The sequence below is a fragment of the Rhizobium sp. RAF56 genome (genome assembly GCF_052113965.1).
GTDB lineage: Bacteria > Pseudomonadota > Alphaproteobacteria > Rhizobiales > Rhizobiaceae > Rhizobium.
In genome coordinates this window covers 149,649-172,829 of record NZ_JBFRDU010000006.1, presented here as the reverse complement: position 1 = coordinate 172,829, position 23,181 = coordinate 149,649, and the positions used below count along the sequence as shown (strand labels likewise).

The window sequence follows — 23,181 nt, the reverse complement described above, 5'->3', positions numbered from 1 at the left end:
GCGTGGCTTGCGCGGAAGGGCTCAGCCGCCCCCGGCGGCGCGCCTGATGATGGTGATGAAATCCGTGCCGTTTCCGGTTTCAGCGCCGATGCCCGTGTCGGAGATGATGAGCGACGAGCCGGTGTCCAGAATACCCTCGATGCGCTGGCGCGCGTCGTCGGGAATGGTGATGCGGGCGAGCGCGCGATCGGCGGCGTCGTAGGATTGCGATTGCGCCTCGCTTTTGATTCCGAGCCGTTTTTTTGCCGGGGTCGACAGGTCGTTTTCCAGCGTCACACCGTACCATTCGGCCCTGCCGCTCACATGATCGACGGCGTGCGCGCTGAAGAAATGCGTGCCGAGCGCTTCCTCCGGCTGCGCGATGATGGCGGGCGCCTCAAAGAGCGGCGCGAAGTCCTGGCGGACCATGATTTCTGCGTTCGGCGGGGTGCCCTTTCCAGCGGCCGCATAGACGGCTTCCATCAGCGCCGGGCTGACCATCCTCCCGGTCTGCGGCATATCGTGCGCTTTGCCAAACGCGGCTATGGCCTCAGTGGTACCCGGACCGAGAAGGCCATCCGGCTCGCCTGCGGCAAATCCCAGTTCGTTCAGCAGGCCTTGCAGGTCGCGGACGTTGGCGCGGAGATCCCGCCGGGTAATCAGAATACGCAGCGGCGGTTGGGCATGCGCCGTTACGGGCAGCACGGCCGGTGGCGGAGGTAGGGCGGTCAGATCATTGGCCGCAACCTCTACCGGCCTGTTGGAAATTGCGACGATCGATGTCGTCGGCCGTAGTAGGAGATCGGAAAACAGCGGTGCGGTGACGGGCGGCGATGCGGGTTGGAAGAGCAGGGCGCTTTCCATGGGCTGCGGGACCAAAGGTTCGCCCGAGATGATCACATGCACGCCTCGCTCGGTCATTCGGTAAAGCATGCGGGCAAAGGCCTTGGGTAGGCGCACACAGCCATGCGAGGCGGGGTGACTGGGGACAGACGCGGATTCGTGCAGCGCAATACCGGACCAGGTCAGCCGCTGCATGAAGGGCATCGACGCGTCCGAATAGAGGTTGGAGGCGTGATAGCGCTGTTTTTCCAGTATGGAGAAGATGCCGAGCGGGGTCGAATGGCCGCGCTTGCCGGTCGAGACGTTCGAGGTGGCAACCACTTCGCCGCCGTCATAGACCGCAAGCGACTGGCGGTTGGTCGAGACGACGATCTGGAGCGTGCGCGCATCGACCGCAAAGGCAGGATTGACTATGGCCGTGGTCGCGAGCAGACCCAGCCCGAACAAGGGACGCAACAACATGGAACCTGAACCAAACGCAATACTCGTGGCGCCACGATAAGGCTCGAAGCTTAAGGAAGATTTGCGCGCCTGGCCGCCGTCAGACTTCCTTTCGGCCACCTCTGCCATTGCCGAAGGTGTAGCCGGTTTCGACGGTCTTGTTGCCGAACTTTTCGCGCAGTTTGTCCATGGCCGCTTCGGCGGCTGCCCGGCGACCAGCCTGTTCGTCGATGAGGTCGCGCGGGTCGGCGCGCGCGGCGTCGCTGAGATCGGTGACGCCGATGCCGATCAGCCGGAACCTCGTTCCGTCTGTCTCGTTTTCGAGAAGCCTGAGCCCGGTCCGGAAAATACGATCGGCGAGCTGCGTGGGGTCGTCCAGGCGGCGGTTGCGGGTGCGGCTTTTGAAATCGGCGGTCTTGAGCTTCAGGACGACGGTGCGGCCGGCAATCTCGCTGCGCTTCAAGCGCCGGGACACTTTCTCGGAAAGGTCGCGCAGGATCGGGACCAGGTCCTCATGGCGAGAGATATCTTCGAAAAAGGTCGTCTCGGCCGACACGCTCTTGGCGGCCTCGTTGGGATGAACGACGCGGTCGTCGATCCCGCGCGAGAGCCGGAACAGCCTTTGCCCCATGACGCCATAGCGACGCATCAGGTCGCCTTCCTCCATGGCCTGCAACTGACCGATCGACCGGATGCCGTGGCTTTCGAGCGTCGCGGCAAAGGCTTTGCCGACGCCCCAGATGATGGTTACGGGACGGGCGGCGAGGAATGAAAGCGCTTCCTCCTGCCCGATCACCGAAAAGCCCCGGGGCTTCTGCAGGTCGGAAGCGACCTTCGCGAGAAACTTGCAATAGGAAAGCCCGACAGAAACGGTTATCCCGATCTCCTGCTCGACCCGCCGGGCGAACTTCGCAAGGATCCGGGCCGGCTTGTCGCGGTGCAGCCGCTCCGTGCCGGCAAGCTCAAGAAAAGCCTCGTCGATGGAGAGCGGCTGCACCAGCGGCGTTAGTTCCTGCATGAGCGCCCGCACTTCGCGGCCGACGCGAACGTATTTCTCCATGTCCGGGCGAATGACGACCGCCTGCGGGCAGGCCTCAAGCGCCTTGAACATCGGCATGGCGGACCGAACGCCGTGAATGCGCGCGATGTAGCAGGCCGTCGAAACGACGCCGCGCTTGCCGCCGCCGATGATCACCGGCTTGTCGGCAAGCTCCGGATTGTCGCGTTTCTCGACCGACGCGTAGAACGCATCGCAGTCGATATGCGCAAGCGTCAATCGATCGAGTTCCCGGTGGTAGACCAGGCGCGGGCTGCCGCAGGCGCGGCAGCGTTGCCGGACCGTATTACCTTGCTCGCTCAGGCAATCGCGGCAGAAGCCGGGAATCGTGTCACGCTCGGTTGTCATGAATGAGAACAAATGTTGAACATCTGAAGATTACGCCCTAAGCTTCTGAGTCTCAAGCTAGCGCATGACCCTTTAAATCGGAATCAATCCAATGAAAGGATTATGCCCAAGCTCATAGTATGGCAGCGGCTAAAGCGGGAGGAGTTCGTTGGATATCGATCTGCGTTTTGAAGCGGTCGACGCTGCGCACTGGCCGGATTTCGAGAAGCTGTTCGGTCCGCAGGGCGCTTTCTACGGCTGCTGGTGCGTTGCATTGAGGCTGCCGCACGCGGTTAGAACGAAGATGCCTCCCGAGGAGCGTAAGGCCCATATCGAGGCGCGGATCATGGCCGGCCCGCCGCCGGGGCTGCTGGCCTATGATGCCGACGATCCTGTCGCCTGGCTTCAGGTCGGACCCCGGCATGACGTACCGCAATTCAATTCGCCGCGGACGGTGTCGCGGCCGCTCGACGAAGGCGATGCGCACGATCCCTCCATATGGGCGGTGAGCTGTTTCTTTCTGACGCAGAAGCTGCGAGGCAAGCGTCTCAGTCACCGGCTGCTGCGCGGCGCAATCGATCATGCCCGCGCCTCGGGCGCCCGCTATCTGGAGGCCTGTCCGATCGATCACGCCAAGCAATCGAAATCTGTGGTCCTTTGTGTCGGCGCCACGCCGATCTTCGATGCGGCGGGTTTCGAGACGGTGGCGCTTCGCAAGGATGGCAGGCCGCTCATGCGTCTGGATCTCATGGCATGACGCCGCCGATGTGGGCACGCAGCAACCGTTCGGCCTCCGTCCAGTCCGCGGCGGCGCTGATACCGGCGGCCGGAGGCGGCGCCAGTGCCCGGAATTCGGCGTTGGCCATCATCGTAACGAGAAGGCAATGAGGAACATGCTCGCGCACGGAAAGGAGGTTGCGTTGAATATCGTCCAGGAAAGCAACCGGCAGCGGACGTTTGCCGTGGAGCGCGGAGACGACCGGTCCCTTCGGCGCTTCCGTGGCGATCATCGGGAAACGGAGGTCGAAACGGTCGAGAAGCGCGCGCCGCGTCGGCTGGTGGCGCGGCGGCATGGCGGTGAGAAAGACGATATCGGCATCCCCGGAAAGGGCGGCCAGCGTTTCGGCGGCGCGTTCCACTGGCGACTGCCAGCGGTCCTGGGTGGTGAAGAACAGCTCCTGAAATTCCGCGATTACGGCTTCGTCGGCCGCGCTTCCGTCGACGAGCGAGACGATGTTTCCATGCAGCCGAAACGAGCGAGGCAGAAGGTCATGGCTGTTGGCGCGCAGGAACGCGGTGAACGGGTTGATGAATTCGAGGACGACCTCGTCGATGTCGCAGACGATCAGCGGTCTGTCTCGAAGCGAGACACCGGCAAGATGCGATGTGTCGTTCATAATCAGTACTCCCCGGACCCCAGGCCGGGCGTCGAAAAATGTGCCGAAGCGGCAGCGACTGCCTCAGGCGGGGTGCCGGTCGCTTCGCAAAACGCCATCAAGGTCGGCTCGTGATTCATGAGGAAATCGAGCATTCCGCCGAGAAAGCCGGGATCCGCGACAGCCGTGCGAACCTGCGCTGGCGTCACACCCGTAAGCGCCAGAAAACGCCCGAACATGTCCGCGTCATTGGCGAGCCATCCAAGAACGGCCACAGCTATTGCCTCGGGGTCGGCAGCATTTTTTGTCAGCTTCTTGAAGTTGCTTTGCATTTGTTCGAATAAGTTACCTTTTTTTCAACCAAATGCCGGTAGCGTTACGGTCGTGAATTTAAGGAATCGGCCTCTTCGTGACCATATATTGCCGGTATACGGTTTCAAGGCCGCTCCCAAGGATAGTGTGATGCCAAAGCAGGTGATGATTGTAGAAGACAACGAGCTCAACATGAAGCTCTTTCGCGATCTGATCGAGGCGTCAGGTTATACGACTATTCAGACCCGCAATGGCATGGAGGCGCTGGAACTTGCCCGCAAGTATCGGCCCGACCTTATCCTCATGGACATTCAGCTGCCGGAAGTCTCCGGGCTGGAGGTGACCAAGTGGCTTAAGGAGGATGACGACCTGCATGTCATCCCGGTTATCGCAGTCACAGCATTTGCAATGAAGGGGGACGAGGAGCGCATTCGCCAAGGCGGCTGTGAAGCCTACGTCTCCAAACCGATTTCAGTTCCAAAATTTATTGAAACCATAAAGACCTATTTGGGCGACGCCTGATTGGCGGAAAGACGCATATGACCGCGCGCATTTTAGTGGTGGACGATGTGCTGGCAAATTTGAAGTTGCTCGAGGCACGGCTTCTCGCCGAATACTTCGAGGTGCTAACGGCCGAAAACGGCCAGCAAGCGCTCGACACCTGTGCAAGCACCCAGGTTGATCTCATTCTCCTCGACATCATGATGCCCGGCATGGATGGCTTTGCCGTTTGCGAGCGCCTAAAGACCGATAAACGCACGGCACATATTCCAGTCGTCATGGTCACAGCTCTTGATCAGCCTTCCGATCGCGTCCGCGGTCTCAAGGTCGGTGCCGACGATTTCCTGACGAAGCCGGTCAACGATCTTCAACTTATCTCGCGCGTCAAAAGCCTTTTGCGCCTGAAGACGCTGAGCGACGAACTGCGCATGCGCGCGGAAACCGCGACGATCGGCGTCGAGGATCTGCGCGGCGAGGGACGCGCCGAGGACGCCGCCCAGGTGCTTCTCGTCGATGGCCGCGCCAATTCCCAGGAGCGTATCATCCGCGCGCTGAAGCCCGTCGCCGAAGTATCGGCGATGTCCGATCCGCAAGCCGCCCTCTTCGAAGCCTCCGAGAACCCGTTCGATCTCGTCATCGTCAACTCGAATTTTGACGACTACGATCCGCTCAGGCTTTGTTCGCAATTGCGGTCGCTTGAACGCACCCGCTTCCTGCCGATCCTGCTGATCACAGAGCAGGGGAACGACGATATGGCGGTGCGGGCGCTCGACCTCGGCGTCAACGACTATATCGTGCGGCCGATTGACCCCAATGAGCTGGTGGCGAGGTCTCTCACCCAGATCCGCCGCAAGCGTTTCAATGATCGGCTGCGTGTCAGCGTGCAGCAGACGATCGAGCTTGCGGTTACCGATCCGCTCACGGGGCTGAACAACCGGCGTTATCTCGACAATCATTTGAAGGTGCTGTTCAACCGCGCGCGCACTCGCGAGCGGCCGCTCTCGATACTGATCACGGATATCGACTGCTTCAAGCAGGTAAACGACACCTATGGCCACGATGCCGGCGACGAAGTCTTGAAACAGTTCGCGTCGCGCATCCGATCGACGGCACGCGGCGCCGACCTTGCGTGCCGCTACGGTGGTGAAGAGTTCGTCGTGATCATGCCCGACACGTCATCCGATGTCGCGGCAAATGTCGCCGAGCGCCTTCGCGAGGCCGTGGAAACCATGCCGTTCCTGCTTAAGGAAAAGGGGATCGAGCTTGGCGTGACGGCTTCCTTCGGGATATCGTCGCTATCTGCTGCCGTGGAGACGCCGGAGCACTTACTCCGTCAGGCGGATCGCGCGCTATACGAAGCCAAAAACTCCGGCCGCAATCGCGTTGTGGCCGCTGCGGCTTGAAGCCAGCTGGACTAGGCTCTCGAAGCGGGCTACCCCGAAAGGCTAGGTGCGTGCGGCATGCGGCCTCAGCGCTCCCGTTGCAAAAGTTTAATTATCAACTGGTAGCTTTCCCAGAACCCTAAAAATCTGAGGGCGAATGGGGGAGAATTTATGCGCTGGATCTCTTCAAGCCAGACAGCGTTGCGATGGAAAATAGCCACATCTTCATAATTTTTCGGTAAATTAGATGTTCTTCATGCACAAGGACGGCGCCCCCACGGCTATCGCTGCGGAAACATTGCGTTGATCTCTGGTTGCATTCGTTCAGCCGAATTGCCTATGGTATTATTCGACTGTAAATTGAAATTCGGCAAAAAATCGCCGACACATGAACGCAGAAATTTTAACCATAGAATCGCAGACGGTGGGGCAGCCTTAAGAATTAGTTGATTTTCTTCCGCTTTTGCGCAAGTTTAGTATCATATAAGGACAACGCCCGTTAGCGGGTCGCTATACCCCATGATGCTCAGGTCCGCCGCATCTCCTGGGTCGTGGGGTCGGTCGGCTGGCACGCAAACTTACAGCGGTTCCTCGTGCCGCTTGCATGCCGGCCGGCCCCCTTTATTACCGACGCCGCTCTTCCAGGGGGAGGGCGGCGTTTTTATATGTCAGATTATTTTAATGATTAAAAATATACCGATTCGATGCGGAGGCAAAGCATTGATGCATACGTCAGGGCGCCCATCCACAACGAAAAAGGCGCAGCCCTTTCGGGCGCGCCCTTTTGAAAAAAACCGATCAAGAATTACTTGATCTTGGTTTCCTTGAACTCGACGTGCTTCTTCGCGACCGGGTCGTACTTGGTCTTCGTCATCTTGTCCGTCATCGTACGGCTGTTCTTCGTCGTGACGTAGAAGAAACCAGTGTCGGCTGTCGACAGCAGCTTGATCTTGATAGTGGTAGCCTTGGCCATAGTCGTCCTGCCTTTAGTAAAAGTGATGCCGTGGACAGCCCGTTGGGGATCCTCGTCAATTCTGGCGCGAAACTACAAATCGCGGCCGAAAAGTCAACCCCGATTTCCCATGAAAAGCAGCCGCCCCGCCGAAAGGATCACATAAAGCCCGAAAAAACCAGCGATGGACCAGGCAAAACCGCTGGTGCCCGCGACATCGATAGCCGTGCCGATAGCCTGCGGCCCTGCGACAGTCCCGACCGCGTAACAGAAGACGAAGGCCGCGTTCGCGGCTGCAAGATCCGGTCCGGTCAGACGCGATCCGAGGTGGCTGAGGCCGACCGTATAGAGGCCGGAAACGCAGCCGCCCCAAAAGAGCAGGATGGCAGCCATCACCACCCAATTGGTCACGATGAACGGCAACAGCAACGCGCCGACAAGGCCCATGCAGGCCATCAGGCTGAGAAGTGGCCGCTTGTCGGAGAGGCGGTCCGACAGAAGCCCGACGGGGATCTGGAAGACGACGTTGCCGACTCCCATCATGGTCAGAAGGAGTGCCGCCTCTGTTTCGCTGAAGCCGGAGCGGGTCGCGTAGATCGGAAAGAGCGAAAGCCCGCCGGCCTCGACCGCACCGAAGACGAAAACGGCAGCCGTCGCCGTCGGTACGAGGAAGACATAGCGCATGAAATGCAGCTCCGGCTTCTCCTCGATCAGCGGGCTCTCGTTCCGGGCGATGAAAATCGGTAGCGCGGCCATCAGAATTGCGCAGGCGCCGATCGCAAATGGCAGCACCCCTTCGCTGCCGATCAGCGAGAACAGCAACGGTCCAGCGGCGAAGCCCAGCGACAGCACCGTGGCGTAGATCCCGAGAACGAAGCCGCGTTTCGAGGGCGGCGAGGCCGCGTTGATCCAGAATTCCGACAGGATGAACAGCGTGGTCGTGGCGCCGTGGAAAACCAGACGCAGCGGGAACCAGAGCCAGAAGCTCTCGGCGTAGTAGAAGCCGAGAGAACTCAGCGCCGACAAGAACACCGCCCAGATCATGATCGGCGCCACGCCCCACTTGTGGGCGAGCTTCGTGGTGAGAGGCGCGGCCATCATGGCGGCGACGCCGGCCATGGCCGTGTTCAGCCCGATCAGCGTGGAGGGAATGCCGCGCTTTTCCAGGATGATGCTTAGGAGTGGCAGGCCGAGGCCGATCGCAATACCCACGGCAGAGATCGACGAGATGGCAGCGACGAGCGAAGGCCAATGAATTTCTTCGACAGCACCGGCCCTGCTGTTCGTCGGTTCAGACATGAATTGGTCCTTAAAGCATGAGGCGAACGAAACGTCCGCCACGCAAGAGATAGAAAGGCACGTCTCTGCCAAAACCAAGTGACGGGTCGGTTTTCATCAGATCGATCACATCGCCCAGAATGATCCTCGTGATGTCCGGCATGTTCAGACAAGAAATGTCGCTCATGTCAAGCCACTGGAGGTCAAGCAGTTCGCGCGAATCGCGGATTGCCGTGGGATCGATGCCGACTTCGTCCGTGAAGGTCAGAAAGAAGCGCGTGTCGAATCGGCGGGGTTGTCCTGGTGGGGTGATGGCTCTCGCAACGAAGCGGAGGGTGGCAAGTTCGGGGGAGGCCGCCGAGGTGGAAAGGTGCAGGCCGGTCTCTTCGACAAGCTCCCGGGCGGCGGCAAGTGCCAGAGCTCGCGCACTCTTCGACGTCATCGGCCGCCGGCTGCCCGCCAAGAGCCGTTCCGTAACCTGCGGGTTCAGGTCGCTGGCAAATGGGCGTGAGTGATCCAGCGGATCGCGACGGCCACCGGGAAAGACATAGAGATCCGGCATGAAGACATGGGCGGAAGCGCGGCGGCCAAGCAAGACCCGCGGCTTGCCGTCCGACCGGTCGATCAGGATCAATGACGCCGCGTCTTTCGGCCGCACGTCGGCCCTGGCGACTGATTGGGGCGTGGCGCGATCGTTCACGCGGGATCGCTCTTGTCGAAGTCGTCGAGTTCGTCGCCATGGCCGCCGAAACCGTGCATCCTCAGCGCCCACTGGAAGCCGATGACGCCGCCCTTGATCGGCTGGATCACCAACAGCGCGGTCGCGATGGTGATCGGCACCCATATGGCCAGGTGTGCCCATACCGGCAAGTGATGGATGGCGTCGGCGATCATGTAGCCGCCGACGATGACATGGCCGAGTACGAGAATGACGAGATAGGGCGGCAGGTCGTCGGAGCGGTGATGAAACATTTCCTCGCCGCAGGCCGCGCAACGATCCACCGGCTTCAGAAAGCTGCTGAAAAGCTTGCCGCTGCCGCAGTTCGGACACCGGTTGAGCAGGCCCCGCATGACCGAGCGCCCGAGCGGACGCTCGGTCTCCTCGGGCTCGCCGTAGCGAGTGATTTGGTCGGAATGGCTGCTTGTCATCACCGCATCCTGCTTCCCGCGGTCGCCAAGCTCTAGTGTCGGCCCCGCGGTGGTCTTGTTCCGGGCTTCTTGCGTCCGGGGTTGTTGTCGCGCCGCGTCGCCTTGTGAAAGGAGCGCGTCGCCGTCGGCATCTTCTGGCCGTCGCTGAGCATCTCGAAGCGCAGCGCGCCTGCAAGCGGAACTGCTTCGGCGAGCCGCACCCTAACGTTGTCGCCAAGGCGATAGCCGAGCCCGGTCTTCTCACCCGACAGGGCCTGATGAGCCTCGTCATAGATGAAGTAGTCGGTTCCGAGCGTAGATATAGGTATGAAGCCGTCGGCGCCATAGTCCGGGAGGGTGACAAACAGTCCCGCCTTGGTGACGCCACCGACGCGCGCGTCGAATTCCTCGCCGACGCGGGTGCTGAGATGATGCGCGATCAGCCGGTCGACGGTTTCTCGCTCGGCAGCCATGGCGCGGCGCTCGAAGGTGGAAATTTCGGCTGCGATATCGTCGAGGGTTGCTTCCTCGTCGGGTGTGATTCCCCCTTCGCCAAAGCCGAGCGAGCCCACCAGGGCCCGATGCACGATCAGGTCGGCATAACGACGGATCGGCGAGGTGAAGTGTGCATACTTCATCAGGTTGAGGCCAAAATGCCCGATATTCTCAGGGCTGTAGATCGCCTGGCTCTGCGAGCGCAGGACCATTTCGTTGACCATCGTCTGATGCGCGGTGCCTTCGGCTTTCGCCAGGATGCCGTTGAAATTATTGGCGCGCATGTTGCCGCCCTTGGCGAGAGAGATACCCAGCGTCGCCAGGAATTCCCGCAGGATTTCCTGCTTGGCAAGCGTTGGGCCGTCATGCACGCGAAAGATCAGCGCCTGGCGCTTCTTTTCCAGCGTCTCCGCGGCGGCGACGTTCGCCTGGATCATCATCTCTTCGATCAGCTTGTGGGCGTCGAGGCGCGGGGGCACGAACACGCGGTCGACGGTGCCGTCATCCTTGACCAGGATCTTGCGCTCCGGCATGTCGAGCTCGAGCGGCTGACGGCGGTCGCGGCCGCGCTTCATGACATGATAGGCGTGCCAGAGCGGCTTGAGGATCGGCTCGAGCAGCGGCCCTGTCTTGTCGTCTGGGCTGCCGTCGATCGCGGCCTGCGCCTGCTGGTAGGAAAGCTTGGCCGCACTCTTCATCATGATGCGGTGGAAGGTGTGGCCGATCTTGCGGCCTTCCCTTGAAAAGATCATGCGGACGGCAAGGGCAGGGCGGTCGACGCCTTCTTTCAGCGAGCAGAGATCGTTCGATATCCGCTCCGGCAGCATCGGCACGACGCGATCCGGAAAATAGACGGAGTTGCCGCGCTTCACCGCTTCTTTATCGAGCGCCGAACCGGGACGGACATACCAGGACACGTCCGCGATCGCGACGGTGACGATAACGCCGCCCTCGTTGTCGGGCGAAGGGTCGATTTCGCCGTAAACGGCGTCGTCATGATCCTTGGCGTCAGCCGGGTCGATCGTGACCAGCGGGAGGTCGCGCCAGTCCTCGCGATGCGACATCGTTGCCGCCCTGGCGGCATCCGCCTCGGCGATGACGGCTGGCGAAAAGACATGCGGGATGCCGTGTGCGTAGATCGCGATCATCGAGATCGCTTTTTCCGAACCCACGGAACCGACGACCGACAGTACCTTGGCGCGCGGCAGGCCGAAGCGGCCGAGGCGAGCCACTTCCACTTCGATCAGGTCGCCGTCCTTGGCGTCGCCCGTGTCGAGGGGGTCGATGACCATTTCCTCGCCGCGCTTTTCGATCGGCATCAGCCGACCGCCACCGCCTGGCGTTTCGCGAAACACCCCGAGCGTGGCGCCCCGGCGTTTGTCGAGGACCTTGATGATACGGGCCGTATAGGCCGGACCGCCGCGATCGGAGGCAGCGAATATCTTTGCCAGCACCCGGTCGCCCATGCCGGCGACAGGCGCCTTGCCCTTGCCGTTGCGGCCAGCCGGCGAGGAAGACTGGCGAATGGCGACCGCCGGTGCGACGCCGGCGTCCTCGGGCCATTCCGCGGGTCGGCCGATCAGTTCGCCGTCCTTGTCGCGTGTTGTGATGTCCAGCACGGTAATCGGCGGCAGCGCGCCTGGGCGGATGAGGGACTTGCGGCTCTTCTGCAGCATGCCCTCTTGCTCGAGGTCGCGCAGCAGATGCTTCAGCGCGATACGTTCGTCGCCCTTGAGCCCGAAGGCCTTCGCAAGCTCGCGTTTGGAGGCCTGTTGAGGGTGGTCGGCGATGAAGCGCAGGATGACGTCGCGGGGTGGCAGAACGCCGTGCACGATGTTCAGAGGCTCGACGCCGGAGACGTCCTTGCCCGCGCGGGGTCCCTTGCCGGAGCGGTGCTCTGGCGATGAATGTCTGCCGCGCGGTTCTCTCGTCACTCTTCGCTCTTCTTCGACGTCTTGGCGGTCGATGTCTTGGAGGCGGATGTTTTCGCCTTTGCGGTCTTTGGTTTCGCGGCGGTCTTCGTCGTCTTCGCGCCGGCCGTCTTGGCCTTGACGGTCTTCGTGCCGGATTTGCCGCTCTTGGCAGCGATCAGCACAAGCGCTTCTTCGAGCGTGATCGCCTGCGGATCGTTGCCCTTGGGTAGCGTTGCGTTCACCTTTGCCCAGTTGACATAAGGACCGTACTTGCCATCCCGCACGGTGATCTTGCCGCCATTGGGATGTTCTCCCAGGTCCTTGAGCGCTGCCGCCGTCCCGCCTGTGCGGCCGCCCGGACCCTTGGCCTGTTTTTCGGCAAGAACGGTGACGGCGCGGTTGAGGCCGACCGTGAAGACGTCCTCGACGCTTTCGAGATTGGCGTAAGCGCCGTCATGCAGGAGGAACGGACCGTAGCGCCCGATGCCGGAGGAGATCATCTTGCCGCTTTCCGGATGCTTGCCGATGTCGCGCGGCAGCGAAATCAGCGCCATTGCCTTCTCGTAATCGATGTCTTCGGGCTTCCAGCCCTTGGGCAGCGAGGCGCGCTTGGCATCCTTGCCGTCACCGCGCTGGATATAAGGTCCGAAGCGGCCGCTGCGCAGCGTCAGAGGCTCGCCGGTCACGGGATCCGTGCCAAGGCTCTTCGGCTCGTTGAGCCCCCCTGCTTCCGCTTCCGCCCCACCCTCGGAGGAGAGCTGGCGGGTGTAGTTGCACTCGGGGTAGTTCGAGCAGCCGACGAAGGCGCCGTATTTGCCGAGCTTCAAGGAAAGATTGCCTGTTCCGCAGACCTGGCAGATGCGCGGATCGCTACCGTCCTCCCGCTTCGGGAACACCAGCGGCGCCAGCGTCTCGTTGAGCGCGTCGAGCACGTTGGTGACACGTAGCTCCTTGGTATCCTCGATCTGGGCAAAGAAGGCGGTCCAGAATTCTCTGAGAACGTCCTTCCAGTTCAGTTCACCGGCTGAAATGCGGTCGAGCTTTTCCTCGAGGTCCGCGGTGAAGTCGTATTCGACGTAGCGGGTGAAAAAGCTCTCGAGGAAAGCAGTGACCAGCCGGCCTTTCGCCTGCGGCACGAGCTTGCGCTTGTCGATCGTCACATAGTCGCGGTCGCGCAAGGTTGTCAGCGTCGCGGCATAGGTCGACGGGCGGCCGATGCCGAGCTCTTCCATCTTCTTGATGAGCGTGGCTTCCGAATAACGCGGCGGCGGTTCGGTGAAGTGCTGGGAGGCGTTGATCTTCTGCTTGGCGAGGTTTTCGCGCGCGTTGATCTCGGGCAGGCGACCGTCTTCGTCGCCCTCGTCGCTCGGCTCGCCGTCTTCCTTCTGGTCGGTATAGGCGGCGATGAAGCCGTCAAAGCGGATGACCGAGCCGACGGCACGCAGCCCGGCCTTTTCACCGTTGTTGTCGGCGAGTATTTCGGCCGTCGTCCGCTCGATTTCGGCCGACGCCATCTGGCTGGCGATGCCGCGCTTCCAGACGAGGTCGTAGAGCCGCAGCTGGTCGCCGTCCAGGAATTTGCGGACGCGATCTGGTGAACGGTTGAAGTCGGTCGGGCGGATCGCTTCGTGCGCTTCCTGGGCGTTCTTCGCCTTGGTGGAGTAGAACCGCGGCTTTTCCGGCAGGTAGCGCGCGCCGAACTGGTCGCCGATAGCGAGGCGGGCGGCATCGATCGCTTCAGGCGCCATCTGCACGCCGTCGGTACGCATATAGGTGATCAGGCCGACGGTCTCGCCGCCGATATCGACGCCTTCATAGAGGCGCTGGGCGACTTGCATCGTGCGCGAGGCGGAGAAGCCGAGCTTCGAGGAGGCCGCCTGCTGCAGGGTCGACGTCGTAAAGGGCGGGCCGGGATTGCGCTTGACGGGCTTTGCCTCGACCGATTCGACCACGTAGCTTGCACGCTCGAGCAGCGTCTTCAGCCGGCCGGCATCCTCGCCGTTTGTGACGGAGCGTGCCTGCAGCTTCTTGCCGTTTGCCGCAACCAGCCGGGCCTCGAACTCGTCGCCGCGCGGCGTCTTAAGGAGGGCGGAGATATTCCAGTATTCTTCCGAGACGAAACGCTCGATTTCCGATTCGCGGTCACAGACGAGTCTCAGGGCGACGGACTGCACGCGGCCGGCCGAACGGGCACCCGGCAGCTTGCGCCAGAGAACGGGAGAAAGGTTGAAGCCGACGAGATAGTCGAGCGCCCGCCGCGCCAGGTAGGCGTCTACGAGCGGCACGTCGATGTCGCGCGGCTCGGCCATGGCGTCGAGCACCGCCTTCTTTGTAATCGCGTTGAAGACCACACGCTTGACCGGCTTGCCGTTGATCACCCGCTTCTTGTTGAGAAGATCGAGCACATGCCAGGAGATTGCTTCACCTTCGCGATCCGGGTCGGTCGCGAGGATCAGACCGTCGGCGGATTTCACCGCGTCGGCTATATCCTTCATCCGCTTGGAGGACGCGCTATCGACTTCCCAGAGCATTTCGAAGTCCTGGTCGGGAAGGACGGAGCCGTCCTTGGCAGGCAGATCGCGCACGTGGCCAAAGGACGCAAAAACCTTGTATCCGGGTCCCAGATACTTGTTGATCGTCTTGGCCTTGGCAGGCGATTCCACCACAACAACATTCATCATCAATTCTCTAAGTACGAGGTCGCGCCCCGGCAAAAGGCGGATTTTCTTTTTCGGCCCCTCGACATGGACAGGGAATTCGCCGTGGTCAAGAGGCAGCCCTCATTTTTGCCTTTGCAACGCAATACAACCTATAGAAGATTTAGAACGTATTGCAATTTTAGATATTTTGGCTATCGTCAGGTGCGTGTAGGCGAAGCACATAATCCGACGCCCTAATTCGCCGATTCGATCAGGATGTCGCATGGCCCCCAAGTTTGCAAAAATCGATGGCAAAAGTTCAACGGCAATAAGGAGCATTACCTATATCAGGGATATGCTGGGTCAGTTGCGCCAAATCGCCGAAGAGGAGCACGCCGACATGCTGTGCTATCTGATCGAGATGGCCTATGTGGAAGCCGGGGACCTGCAGGTCGGACTGTTGCAGAGTGCCTCAGTCCAAAGCCAGCGACACTAGCCCACCGGCATGACGGTGCAGTCGTCCGGCGATGTCGAGTTCGAGAAGAACCAGATAGACGGACGAGGCGGGCAGGCCGGTGTGCCTGATGATGTCGTCGATTTCGACGGGCGTGATTCCCAAAGCATCCGTGATCCGCGTCCGCTCCGTTTCGTCGGGTGGAAGCATCAGCGGCTTGTCGTTTTCAGCCAATGGCTCCTCAGCCACGGGCGGGCTGAACAGGTCGATCTTGGAGAGCGGCGCAAGCGCCTCGAGAATGTCGTCGCTCGCCGTTACGATCATGGCTCCCTCCTTCAGGAGACCGTTTGTGCCATGGCAACGCGGGTCGAGCGGAGAGCCGGGGACGGCGAAGACGAGCCGGCCGAACTCGCCGGCGAGCCGCGCCGTGATCAGTGAGCCGGAACGCGTCGCCGCCTCCACCACCACCAGCCCCAACGCCACACCGGCGATGAGCCGGTTGCGGCGCGGAAAGTCGCGGGCACGCGGCTCCCAGCCGAAGGGCATTTCGCTGATGGCGATGCCGTCGCCGTTCCAGATATCCTGCAGCAAGCCGACGTTTTCCGGCGGGTAGGGTTGGTCGAGGCCCCCGGCCATGGCGGCGATCGTGCCGGTGTCGAGGCTCGCGCGGTGGGCGGCCGCGTCGATGCCGCGGGCAAGCCCCGAGATCACCGTGTAGCCGGCCCGCCCGCAGTCGCGCGCGATCATTGCCGCGAACTTGGCGCCGCTGATCGAGGCGTTACGCGAACCGACGATGCCGACCGCCGGCCGCGCGGCGGCCGAAAGGTTGCCTTTTACGGCGAGCAGCGGTGGGGCGCCGTCGATCTGGCGGAGCGCTGGGGGGTAGTCGGGCTCGCCGATTCCGACGAATCGGGCGCCGAACCGGTCTGCCGCTTCCAGTTCGCGCTGGGCGTCGTCAACGCTTGCGACACGGATTGCGCGCGTCGCGCCGCCGCGCTGCGACAGTTCCGGCAGCGCGGCCAGCGCTGCTTCGGCCGAGCCGAAATGATTGATAAGGTCGCGAAAGGTGGCAGGGCCGACATTGTCGGAGCGGATCAGCCTCAGCCAGGCGATCCTCTGTTTTTCGGTGAGCGCAATCCCTGTTCGTCCTGCGCCCGCGGCTTGCATTATCCCTTGGCTCCGATCTTGCTTTCCGTGCCGGCGGCGAGCCGCGCGATATTGGCCTTATGCTTCCACCAAGTGATGACAGTCATGAGCGCCATCGCGGCGGCAATCTTTTCGGAGCCTAGTATCCACAATGCAACCGGAATGACAAGTGTTGCAACCAATGCGGAAAGGGACGAGTAACGGGTGACGAAAGCGATGGCGAGCCATATCAGCGCGAAGAGCGCGACCATCAACGGCGCGAGACCGAGCAGGATGCCCATATAGGTTGCCACGCCCTTGCCGCCCTTGAAGCCGATCCAGACCGGGAAGAGATGGCCGATGAAGGCGAAAAACCCGGCAAGCACGCCGGCCTCGTCGCCGAAGAGCTTCCACGCGACCAGAACGGCCAGCGTGCCCTTGAAGGCGTCGAGGAGGAGGGTGGCGGCCGCGAGCTTCTTGTTGCCGGTGCGCAGCACGTTGGTCGCGCCGATGTTGCCGGAGCCAATCTTGCGGACGTCGCCGAGGCCCGCCATGCGGGTCAGGATCAGGCCGAACGGGATGGAACCTAGGAAATAGCCGATGACAACGGCCGAAAGTGCGGTCGGCAGCGTCAGCTGCCATGTGTTGAGATCGGATATCATCGGCCCTCCCTTTGGCCTCGGCTATTCAGTCAATCGCAGAGACCAGATCGCCGCCCACGAAGGTGGCGACGGCGCGGCCGGTGAAACGGGCGTCTTCGAATGGCGTATTCTTCGAGCGCGACAGGAGCATGTCTCTCGAAAGGAGCCAAGGTTCGTCGAGATTGATCAGTGTGATATCGGCCTTCGCGCCTGGCTTCAGCGTACCGGCGTCGAGCCCGAAGATCTGAGCCGGGCGGGTCGACAGGGCGTCAATCAGCCGCATGAGGCTGACCTGTCCGCTGTGATGGAGCCGCAAGGCTGCCGCAAGCAGCGTTTCCAGGCCGACTGCGCCATCGGCGGCCTCCGCAAACGGCAGGCGTTTCGTGTCGACATCCTGCGGATCGTGCGAGGAAACGATAATGTCGATCGTCCCGTCAGCGAGTGCCTCGACCATGGCAACGCGGTCGTCCTCCGAGCGCAGCGGCGGATAGAGCTTGAAGAACGTCCTGTATTCGCCGATGTCGTTTTCGTTGAGCGTCAGGTTGTTGATGGAGATGCCGCAGGTGACTTTTGCGCCGCGGCTGCGCGCAAGCCGGATCGCTTCGGCAGATTCGGGCACGGAAATCATCGCCGCATGGTATTTGCTGCGCGTCAATCCGGCGATACGCAAGTCTCGCTCCAGCGGCAGGATCTCGGTTTCCTTCGGGATGCCGGAAAGGCCGAGCCAGCTCGCCAGCAGCCCTTCGTGCATGACGCCGTTGGCGCCGAGATATTTGTCGCGCGTTTCGCAGGAAATGACGGCGTCGAATTCGCGGGCATAGGTCATGACGCGCCGCAGCACTTGGGTATCATGGACGCTGTGGCGGCCGTCCGTAAAGACGACGGCGCCTGCTTGGCTCAAGAGGCCGATCTCGGTCATTTCCTCGCCGGCGAGCCCCTTGGTGATCGCTGCGGCCGGATAAACGTTGACGCGCGCCTTGTCGTGCGCGGTCTTCTTGACGAACTCGACCAGCGCGATGTCGTCGATGACAGGATCGGTGTCGGGCATCATGATGATCGACGTCACGCCGCCCGCAGCCGCCGCTCGGCTGGCGGATGCGATCGTCTCGCGGTGTTCGGCGCCCGGTTCCCCGATGTGAACGCGCGCGTCCACTAGCCCAGGGATGGCGACCAGGCCGCTACAGTCGCGAACGACGGCGCCCTTGGGCGCGTGGAGGCCGGCGGCGTCTTTACCGGCGGCGACGACGATGCCGTTTTCCACCGCGATGGCGCCGATTTCGTCCAGATTGCGCGACGGATCGACGATGCGCACATTGGTGAGGACGATCGAATTGCTCATGCGTCGGCTCCCTCGCTGCGTGGACCCTGATTCTGTGAGACGAGGAGCGTTTCCATGACCGCCATGCGCACCGCGACGCCCATCTCCACCTGCTCGGCGATCACGCTCTGCGGGCCGTCCGCGACTTCAGAGGAAATCTCGACCCCGCGGTTCATCGGCCCCGGATGCATGACCAGCGCATCCTCCTTTGCAGCCTTCAAGGTCTCGGCGTCCAGCCCGTAGAAATGATAGTATTCACGCACCGAAGGTACGAAGGCGCCGGACATGCGCTCGCGCTGCAGCCGCAGCATCATCACGACATCAGCGTCCTTCAGCCCTTCCTTCATCGAGTGGAAGACCTCGACGCCCATCTCGGTGATGCCGGCGGGGAGCAGCGTGGCGGGAGCCACGACCCGCACCCGTGCACCCATGGCGTTGAGCAGCAGAATGTTTGAGCGCGCCACGCGCGAATGCAGCACGTCGCCGCAGATCGCCACGATGATGCGCGAAAGCTTGCCCCTGGCGCGGCGGATGGTGAGCGCGTCGAGCAGCGCCTGCGTCGGATGCTCATGCTGACCGTCGCCGGCATTGACCACCGAGCAGGAAACCTTTTGCGCCAGGAGGGCGGCAGCGCCCGCGCTCGAATGCCGGATGACCAGCACGTCCGGGCGCATCGCGTTCAGCGTCATCGCCGTATCGATCAGCGTTTCGCCTTTCTTCACCGAGGAATTGCCGACCGACATGTTCATCACGTCGGCGCCGAGCCGTTTGCCGGCCAGTTCGAACGAGGATTGCGTGCGGGTCGAAGCTTCGAAGAAGAGGTTGATCTGCGTCAGTCCCCTAAGCGTCGAGGTCTTCTTCTCGCGCTGGCGGCTGATCTTCACGGCCTCGTCGGCCCTGTCGAGAAGATAGGTGATATCCTGTTCCGTCAGGCCCTTGATGCCGATGAGGTGGCGGTGGGGGAAAAAGACCATAAACCTGCCCTCCGGGGTGTCGTCAGGCGCTCTATAAAGAGTGGCCGCGGTCGCCGCAAGCGGGCGCTCGGCGAGGCGGGGTGTGTTTCCCGTGCAATTCGCTTCAAATCCCTGTTGTAGCCGGCAGGCGAAGACAAAACTTCCCGTTTCCTTTTGGCATCCTCTTGCTCTAGAAGCGATTCATGACCCAAGCGCCGCGGACCGACGACAAATTTGCCGACCTCAACCAGCCCAGTCTGTGGACCGGCGTCAACGCCTATCGTTCGGATCCGCTGATCGTCGACCTGACCTCCGGCCTGCCGCGCGCCGTGCGCGACGACCTTGAACAGATGGGCCGCTATGTGACGTCCCACGAAGCGCAGGAGTTGGCGCGCATGGCGAACCAAGGCGTGCCTCAGCTGCGCACCCACGGGCCGCGCGGCGAGCGCCTGGATGTCGTCGAGTTCCATCCCGCCTGGCACGCCCTGATGCGCCGCTCGATGGCGGCCGGCCTGCACTCGTCCATCTGGGATCCGCAGGCCGATCCGGAAGCCAAGGGCCAGTCGCACAAGGTGCGCGCGGCGCGCTTCTATCTGACGGCGCAGCTCGAAAGCGGCCATCTCTGCCCGCTGACGATGACGAGCGCTTCGGTCGCCGCGCTGATGGCTTCGCCTGCGGTGCAGAAGGATTGGGCGCCGAAGATTCTTTCGCGAAAATACGATTCGTCCAACAAACCGGCGATGCAGAAGACGGCAGTCACCATCGGCATGGGGATGACCGAAAAACAGGGCGGAACGGACGTTCGCGCCAATACGACGGCGGCCGAGAAGGTCAGCGAGGGCATCTACCGCCTTTCCGGGCACAAGTGGTTCATGTCGGCGCCGATGAGCGACGCCTTCATCATGCTGGCGCAGACGAAGGAGGGGATGGGCTGCTTCCTCGTGCCGCGGCTCCTTGAGGACGGTTCCGCCAACGGGCTGAGGTTTCAGCGGCTGAAGGACAAGATCGGCAACCGCTCGAATGCTTCTTCGGAGGTGGAGTTCTCCGATACGTTCGGTTTCCTGCTCGGCCCTGCGGACGGCGGCATCCGCACTATCCTGGATATGGTGACGCTCACCCGGCTCGATTGCGCGCTGGCGTCGGCCGGCATCATGCGCGCCTCGCTCGCCGAGGCGGTGCACCATGCGCGTGGCAGAAACGTCTTCGGCAAACCGCTGGTGTCGCAGCCGATCATGACGCGCGTGCTCGCCGACATGGCTCTCGACGTCGCGGCGGCGACCGCGCTCGCCTTCCGCCTCTCTGAGGCCTTCGACAAGGCGCGCGATAGCGCCGACGACGCGGCCTATGCCCGCGTGATGACGCCGGTTGCCAAATACTGGTGCTGCAAGATCGCGCCCGCGCTGATCTACGAGGCGATGGAGTGCATCGGCGGCAGCGGCTATATCGAGGAGCGGCCGATCGCCCGGCACTACCGGGAAGCCCCGGTCAACGCAATCTGGGAAGGCTCGGGCAACGTCATGGCGCTTGACGTTCTGCGCGTGCTCAATCGCGGCCCGGATTTGTTCGAGACCGTTTTCGCCGGGCTTGCCCGCGATCTCGGGCCGGCCGGAAAGAAGACCATCGACGTCCTGCGCGCGGCCATGGCGCTTTGCCAGCAGGACGAGGGCGCGGCGCGATTGCTCATCGAGCAGATGGCACTTGCCGCGGGTGCTGCCGAGCTCTACCGGCTCGGTGCCGGCAAGATCGCCGACGCTTTCATCGAAACTCGGCTCGCAGGCGGCTGGCGCGCGACCTACGGTATGCTCGATTCACGCTTCGACGCGAGCTACATCGTCGATCTCCTATATCCGCCGGCTGCATAGCAGAAAGCGCTGCGTCGGCAGTCTGTCGACAAGTTAAGCTAGGGCAATTGTTGAGAGTGTCGTGGTTCATGTCCGTGCGATAGCCGCTGGCGATATCGACCAGATCCGGGCCGTTACTCTGGCGACGGGCGATGCCGGGCGCGATACTTCGCCGCTCTATCGCGATGGCAGCCTCATCAGTGATATCTATTCGGCACCCTATGTCCGCTTCGATCCGGAGGCCTGCCTCGTGGTGGAGGACGAGGCGGGTGTCGCCGGCTACATCGTCGGCGCATTTGACACGCGCAGCTTCGAGGAGCGGCTCGAACGCGAGTGGTGGCCAGAGTTGCGGCGTATTCATCCGGATCCTTCAGGTGATCAATCGGGCTGGAGTGCCGATGAGCGGCTGCAGTTTATGATCCATCATCCGCCTCGGACACCAGATGCTATCGTCGCCGCCTTTCCGGCGCACATCCACATGAACCTCCTGCCGCGCCTGCAGGGAAGGGGTGTTGGAGCCACGCTGCTAGACGCGTGGCGAAAGAAGGCGCGGCTAGCCGGCGTGCGCGGCGTGCATCTGGGAGCCGACCCGCTGAACGGCGGAGCGTTGCGGTTCTGGGCGGCGAGGGGGCTCACGCGTCTCGGACCACCTTTTGCCGATCCAGCCGATGCGACCGTCTGGTTCGGCCAGCGCCTGTGAGGCGCATCCCGTGATTTTTGACGTCACGCAATCCGCAGCCCGAGATGCTCGGCCATCGGTTCGAAGTCCCGATCATCGTGAAGAAGCAGGTGGCCGTTTTCGATGCAGAAAGTGCCGATGATCATATCGATCGTCTTGCGAACAGTGATGCCATGCTCTCGCAATCGTCGAGAGTTGTGCGCCGCTTTAACGGCGAGCCTGTCATCGAGCATCGATCGTATCTCGAATTGGCGGAGGCTTTCCGCGATTAGCGCGGCGTGATGCTCGCTGCGCGCGCCCTGTAGCACCTCGAGGAGGATCAGGTCGCCGACGAGGATATCCTGCGTGTCCTCGATGCTCTTCAATCGACGCACGGCGGAGCTGTCATTTCCCCGCAGGTGGTCGATCCAGACCGAGGTGTCGACGACGATCACGGCTGTCGGTCGCCCGTCCGGCCTTCGCGCATCTCATCGAGATCGCCTTCCCAGCCAAGGCCGGCGATGCTCGCGATCGCTTTCCTTTGGCGGTTCAGGCGCACGAGATTTCTCAAGGCTTCTTCGACAGTCGCCTTCTTGGTCGGCAACCCCGTCACCGCCATCGCCTCAGCGATAAGGGAGTCATCGATTTCTATATTGGTACGCATCCACTATCTCCAATGTGTATGAGACTGAAGAAGTATACACATTGCCCTCGGTATATCCACAGACTTTACCGCCTGCGGCTTCCCGCTTTCGTTGCCCGAGCCCGCGCGCGCTGTTACTCACCGCGCAGTGACAGGCTGGGGTTGAAAGATATGACTGCTGCAAGCGCCGTTCTCGAAAGACCGGACGAAGTTCGCGTCGAGCCGGAAAAGCGCGTGCGCGACCGCGCGGCGACCGAGCGAAACATTCTCGATGCCGCAAAGGCGCTGCTGGCAGAAGCGGGCTTCCAGGGCTTCGGCATCAATGCGGTCGCGCGTCGCGCGCGCTGCGACAAGCAACTGATCTATCGCTACTACGGCGGGCTTGACGGGCTGGTGGAGGCGATCGGAACGGATCTCGGCAGCTGGGTCAAGGATCGCATTCCGGAAGACACCGGCGGCATGTTCTTCTTGACCTATGGCGACCTGATGGAGCGGCTGACGCTACTCTTTCTTGATGCGCTCAGGTCCGATCCGCTGATGCGCCGCATCGTTGCCTGGGAAATCTCCGAAAACAGCGAACAGGTGAGGCGCCTTTCGGAGGCGCGCTCCAAGGCGCTTTCCGTCTGGATCGACCGGATGCGCGGCTCGCTGACGCCGCCCAAGGGCGTCGACCCGGCGGCCGTCAACGCGCTCGTGCTCGCCGCGATCCAGCATTTCGTCCTCTCTGCCGCGACCAGCGGTCAGAGCGGCGGCTTTGCATTGAAAACGCAGAAGGATTGGGACAAGGCGGCAGCTGCGTTGAAGCGCATCGTGCGCGGCGTCTACGGCTGAGCCTGTGCACAAAGCCCGCGGCCGTTAACCTTAATGAGTGGTTTGCGTTGCGCGGCCGCGCCTCACGCGGCACTGTCTCGTTAATCCTTTGTTA

The 23,181-nt window shown here is 62.1% G+C and carries 23 protein-coding genes; 7 read left to right on the top strand and 16 right to left on the bottom strand.

What is annotated here, in order from left to right; all coding sequences use genetic code 11:
• Positions 1-21 precede the first annotated feature (21 nt).
• Both AB4048_RS07270 and AB4048_RS07265 read right to left on the bottom strand, forming a co-directional pair.
• The gene (locus AB4048_RS07270; RefSeq protein WP_442201254.1) at positions 22-1,284 is read right to left on the bottom strand and encodes a L,D-transpeptidase family protein; all 1,263 of its coding nucleotides are present in this window, start codon (positions 1,282-1,284) and stop codon (positions 22-24) included.
• Between the two features lie 79 nt (positions 1,285-1,363).
• Entirely contained in the window at positions 1,364-2,668 is a 1,305-nt protein-coding gene (locus tag AB4048_RS07265) for a DNA polymerase IV (RefSeq protein ID WP_442201253.1), read from the bottom strand.
• 148 nt (positions 2,669-2,816) lie between these two features.
• On the opposite strand from AB4048_RS07265, the gene AB4048_RS07260 reads away from it, so the two are divergent.
• Positions 2,817-3,404: a GNAT family N-acetyltransferase gene (locus AB4048_RS07260; RefSeq protein WP_442201252.1), complete on the top strand. Its 588-nt coding sequence runs from the start codon at positions 2,817-2,819 to the stop codon at positions 3,402-3,404.
• On the opposite strand, the gene AB4048_RS07255 is transcribed toward AB4048_RS07260, so the two are convergent.
• Both AB4048_RS07255 and AB4048_RS07250 read right to left on the bottom strand, forming a co-directional pair.
• Positions 3,394-4,044: a hypothetical protein gene (locus AB4048_RS07255; protein WP_442201251.1), complete on the bottom strand. Its 651-nt coding sequence runs from the start codon at positions 4,042-4,044 to the stop codon at positions 3,394-3,396. The genes AB4048_RS07260 and AB4048_RS07255 overlap by 11 nt on opposite strands.
• A gap of 2 nt (positions 4,045-4,046) precedes the next feature.
• Positions 4,047-4,355 carry a DUF3572 domain-containing protein gene (locus tag AB4048_RS07250; protein ID WP_442201250.1) on the bottom strand — a complete coding sequence of 103 codons (309 nt, stop codon included), beginning with the start codon at positions 4,353-4,355 and terminating at the stop codon, positions 4,047-4,049.
• A 130-nt stretch (positions 4,356-4,485) separates the two neighbouring features.
• Here AB4048_RS07250 and AB4048_RS07245 point away from each other — a divergent pair, with 130 nt between their 5' ends.
• Together AB4048_RS07245 and AB4048_RS07240 are read left to right on the top strand one after the other, a co-directional pair.
• On the top strand, positions 4,486-4,857 hold the full coding sequence (locus AB4048_RS07245) for a response regulator (protein WP_442201249.1): 372 nt from the start codon (positions 4,486-4,488) through the stop codon (positions 4,855-4,857).
• A 17-nt stretch (positions 4,858-4,874) separates the two neighbouring features.
• Positions 4,875-6,239, top strand: coding sequence for a PleD family two-component system response regulator (locus AB4048_RS07240; RefSeq protein ID WP_442201248.1), 1,365 nt, complete (start codon positions 4,875-4,877; stop codon positions 6,237-6,239).
• A 784-nt stretch (positions 6,240-7,023) separates the two neighbouring features.
• Here the strand turns inward: AB4048_RS07240 and rpmG are convergent.
• The 6 genes from rpmG to topA all read right to left on the bottom strand — a co-directional run bounded on the left by rpmG (position 7,024) and on the right by topA (position 14,662).
• Positions 7,024-7,191, bottom strand: coding sequence for a 50S ribosomal protein L33 (gene rpmG, locus AB4048_RS07235; RefSeq protein ID WP_003547442.1), 168 nt, complete (start codon positions 7,189-7,191; stop codon positions 7,024-7,026).
• Positions 7,192-7,284: 93 nt separating this feature from the next.
• Positions 7,285-8,469 carry an MFS transporter gene (locus tag AB4048_RS07230; RefSeq protein WP_442201247.1) on the bottom strand — a complete coding sequence of 395 codons (1,185 nt, stop codon included), beginning with the start codon at positions 8,467-8,469 and terminating at the stop codon, positions 7,285-7,287.
• Between the two features lie 10 nt (positions 8,470-8,479).
• Positions 8,480-9,148 (bottom strand): NUDIX hydrolase, encoded by a 669-nt coding sequence (locus tag AB4048_RS07225; protein ID WP_442201246.1) that lies wholly within the window; start codon positions 9,146-9,148, stop codon positions 8,480-8,482.
• Positions 9,145-9,597: a DUF983 domain-containing protein gene (locus AB4048_RS07220; protein WP_442201245.1), complete on the bottom strand. Its 453-nt coding sequence runs from the start codon at positions 9,595-9,597 to the stop codon at positions 9,145-9,147. The genes AB4048_RS07225 and AB4048_RS07220 overlap by 4 nt, the downstream gene beginning before the upstream one ends.
• 32 nt (positions 9,598-9,629) lie before the next feature.
• Positions 9,630-12,005 (bottom strand): ribonuclease R, encoded by a 2,376-nt coding sequence (gene rnr, locus AB4048_RS07215; protein WP_442201244.1) that lies wholly within the window; start codon positions 12,003-12,005, stop codon positions 9,630-9,632.
• Positions 12,002-14,662 carry a type I DNA topoisomerase gene (gene topA, locus AB4048_RS07210; RefSeq protein WP_442201294.1) on the bottom strand — a complete coding sequence of 887 codons (2,661 nt, stop codon included), beginning with the start codon at positions 14,660-14,662 and terminating at the stop codon, positions 12,002-12,004. The genes rnr and topA overlap by 4 nt, the downstream gene beginning before the upstream one ends.
• A gap of 244 nt (positions 14,663-14,906) precedes the next feature.
• On the opposite strand from topA, the gene AB4048_RS07205 reads away from it, so the two are divergent.
• Entirely contained in the window at positions 14,907-15,119 is a 213-nt protein-coding gene (locus AB4048_RS07205; RefSeq protein WP_442201243.1) for a hypothetical protein, read from the top strand.
• Here AB4048_RS07205 and dprA read toward each other — a convergent pair.
• Genes dprA through AB4048_RS07185 form a run of 4 tightly spaced genes read right to left on the bottom strand, consistent with a single transcriptional unit; the run spans position 15,096 to position 19,135 of the window.
• Positions 15,096-16,244: a DNA-processing protein DprA gene (dprA, locus tag AB4048_RS07200; protein WP_442201242.1), complete on the bottom strand. Its 1,149-nt coding sequence runs from the start codon at positions 16,242-16,244 to the stop codon at positions 15,096-15,098. The genes AB4048_RS07205 and dprA overlap by 24 nt on opposite strands.
• Positions 16,244-16,864, bottom strand: coding sequence for a glycerol-3-phosphate 1-O-acyltransferase PlsY (gene plsY / locus AB4048_RS07195; RefSeq protein ID WP_442201241.1), 621 nt, complete (start codon positions 16,862-16,864; stop codon positions 16,244-16,246). The genes dprA and plsY overlap by 1 nt, the downstream gene beginning before the upstream one ends.
• Before the next feature lie 25 nt (positions 16,865-16,889).
• Entirely contained in the window at positions 16,890-18,182 is a 1,293-nt protein-coding gene (locus AB4048_RS07190) for a dihydroorotase (protein WP_442201240.1), read from the bottom strand.
• Positions 18,179-19,135 (bottom strand): aspartate carbamoyltransferase catalytic subunit, encoded by a 957-nt coding sequence (locus tag AB4048_RS07185; protein ID WP_442201239.1) that lies wholly within the window; start codon positions 19,133-19,135, stop codon positions 18,179-18,181. The genes AB4048_RS07190 and AB4048_RS07185 overlap by 4 nt, the downstream gene beginning before the upstream one ends.
• 182 nt (positions 19,136-19,317) lie before the next feature.
• On the opposite strand from AB4048_RS07185, the gene AB4048_RS07180 reads away from it, so the two are divergent.
• Positions 19,318-20,976: an acyl-CoA dehydrogenase family protein gene (locus AB4048_RS07180; RefSeq protein WP_442201238.1), complete on the top strand. Its 1,659-nt coding sequence runs from the start codon at positions 19,318-19,320 to the stop codon at positions 20,974-20,976.
• Between the two features lie 61 nt (positions 20,977-21,037).
• On the top strand, positions 21,038-21,655 hold the full coding sequence (locus AB4048_RS07175) for a GNAT family N-acetyltransferase (RefSeq protein WP_442201237.1): 618 nt from the start codon (positions 21,038-21,040) through the stop codon (positions 21,653-21,655).
• A gap of 23 nt (positions 21,656-21,678) precedes the next feature.
• Here the strand turns inward: AB4048_RS07175 and vapC are convergent, their stop codons facing one another.
• On the bottom strand, positions 21,679-22,068 hold the full coding sequence (vapC, locus tag AB4048_RS07170) for a type II toxin-antitoxin system VapC family toxin (RefSeq protein ID WP_442201236.1): 390 nt from the start codon (positions 22,066-22,068) through the stop codon (positions 21,679-21,681).
• Positions 22,065-22,277 carry a type II toxin-antitoxin system VapB family antitoxin gene (locus AB4048_RS07165; RefSeq protein WP_442201235.1) on the bottom strand — a complete coding sequence of 71 codons (213 nt, stop codon included), beginning with the start codon at positions 22,275-22,277 and terminating at the stop codon, positions 22,065-22,067. Before AB4048_RS07165 ends, vapC begins: the two co-directional genes overlap by 4 nt.
• Positions 22,278-22,427: 150 nt before the next feature.
• On the opposite strand from AB4048_RS07165, the gene AB4048_RS07160 reads away from it, so the two are divergent.
• On the top strand, positions 22,428-23,087 hold the full coding sequence (locus tag AB4048_RS07160) for a TetR/AcrR family transcriptional regulator (RefSeq protein WP_442201234.1): 660 nt from the start codon (positions 22,428-22,430) through the stop codon (positions 23,085-23,087).
• Positions 23,088-23,181: the final 94 nt, after the last annotated feature.

What these genes read in the sequence shown, in the direction of transcription:
- AB4048_RS07270 (WP_442201254.1), bottom strand. Translation starts at nt 1,284, where the DNA reads ATGTTGTTGCGTCCCTTGTTCGGGCTGGGTCTGCTCGCGACCACGGCC.
- AB4048_RS07265 (WP_442201253.1), bottom strand. Translation starts at nt 2,668, where the DNA reads ATGACAACCGAGCGTGACACGATTCCCGGCTTCTGCCGCGATTGCCTG.
- AB4048_RS07255 (WP_442201251.1), bottom strand. Translation starts at nt 4,044, where the DNA reads ATGAACGACACATCGCATCTTGCCGGTGTCTCGCTTCGAGACAGACCG.
- AB4048_RS07250 (WP_442201250.1), bottom strand. Translation starts at nt 4,355, where the DNA reads ATGCAAAGCAACTTCAAGAAGCTGACAAAAAATGCTGCCGACCCCGAG.
- AB4048_RS07245 (WP_442201249.1), top strand. Translation starts at nt 4,486, where the DNA reads ATGCCAAAGCAGGTGATGATTGTAGAAGACAACGAGCTCAACATGAAG.
- AB4048_RS07240 (WP_442201248.1), top strand. Translation starts at nt 4,875, where the DNA reads ATGACCGCGCGCATTTTAGTGGTGGACGATGTGCTGGCAAATTTGAAG.
- rpmG (WP_003547442.1), bottom strand. Translation starts at nt 7,191, where the DNA reads ATGGCCAAGGCTACCACTATCAAGATCAAGCTGCTGTCGACAGCCGAC.
- AB4048_RS07230 (WP_442201247.1), bottom strand. Translation starts at nt 8,469, where the DNA reads ATGTCTGAACCGACGAACAGCAGGGCCGGTGCTGTCGAAGAAATTCAT.
- AB4048_RS07220 (WP_442201245.1), bottom strand. Translation starts at nt 9,597, where the DNA reads ATGACAAGCAGCCATTCCGACCAAATCACTCGCTACGGCGAGCCCGAG.
- topA (WP_442201294.1), bottom strand. Translation starts at nt 14,662, where the DNA reads ATGAATGTTGTTGTGGTGGAATCGCCTGCCAAGGCCAAGACGATCAAC.
- AB4048_RS07205 (WP_442201243.1), top strand. Translation starts at nt 14,907, where the DNA reads ATGGCCCCCAAGTTTGCAAAAATCGATGGCAAAAGTTCAACGGCAATA.
- dprA (WP_442201242.1), bottom strand. Translation starts at nt 16,244, where the DNA reads ATGCAAGCCGCGGGCGCAGGACGAACAGGGATTGCGCTCACCGAAAAA.
- plsY (WP_442201241.1), bottom strand. Translation starts at nt 16,864, where the DNA reads ATGATATCCGATCTCAACACATGGCAGCTGACGCTGCCGACCGCACTT.
- AB4048_RS07190 (WP_442201240.1), bottom strand. Translation starts at nt 18,182, where the DNA reads ATGAGCAATTCGATCGTCCTCACCAATGTGCGCATCGTCGATCCGTCG.
- AB4048_RS07185 (WP_442201239.1), bottom strand. Translation starts at nt 19,135, where the DNA reads ATGGTCTTTTTCCCCCACCGCCACCTCATCGGCATCAAGGGCCTGACG.
- AB4048_RS07180 (WP_442201238.1), top strand. Translation starts at nt 19,318, where the DNA reads ATGACCCAAGCGCCGCGGACCGACGACAAATTTGCCGACCTCAACCAG.
- AB4048_RS07165 (WP_442201235.1), bottom strand. Translation starts at nt 22,277, where the DNA reads ATGCGTACCAATATAGAAATCGATGACTCCCTTATCGCTGAGGCGATG.
- AB4048_RS07160 (WP_442201234.1), top strand. Translation starts at nt 22,428, where the DNA reads ATGACTGCTGCAAGCGCCGTTCTCGAAAGACCGGACGAAGTTCGCGTC.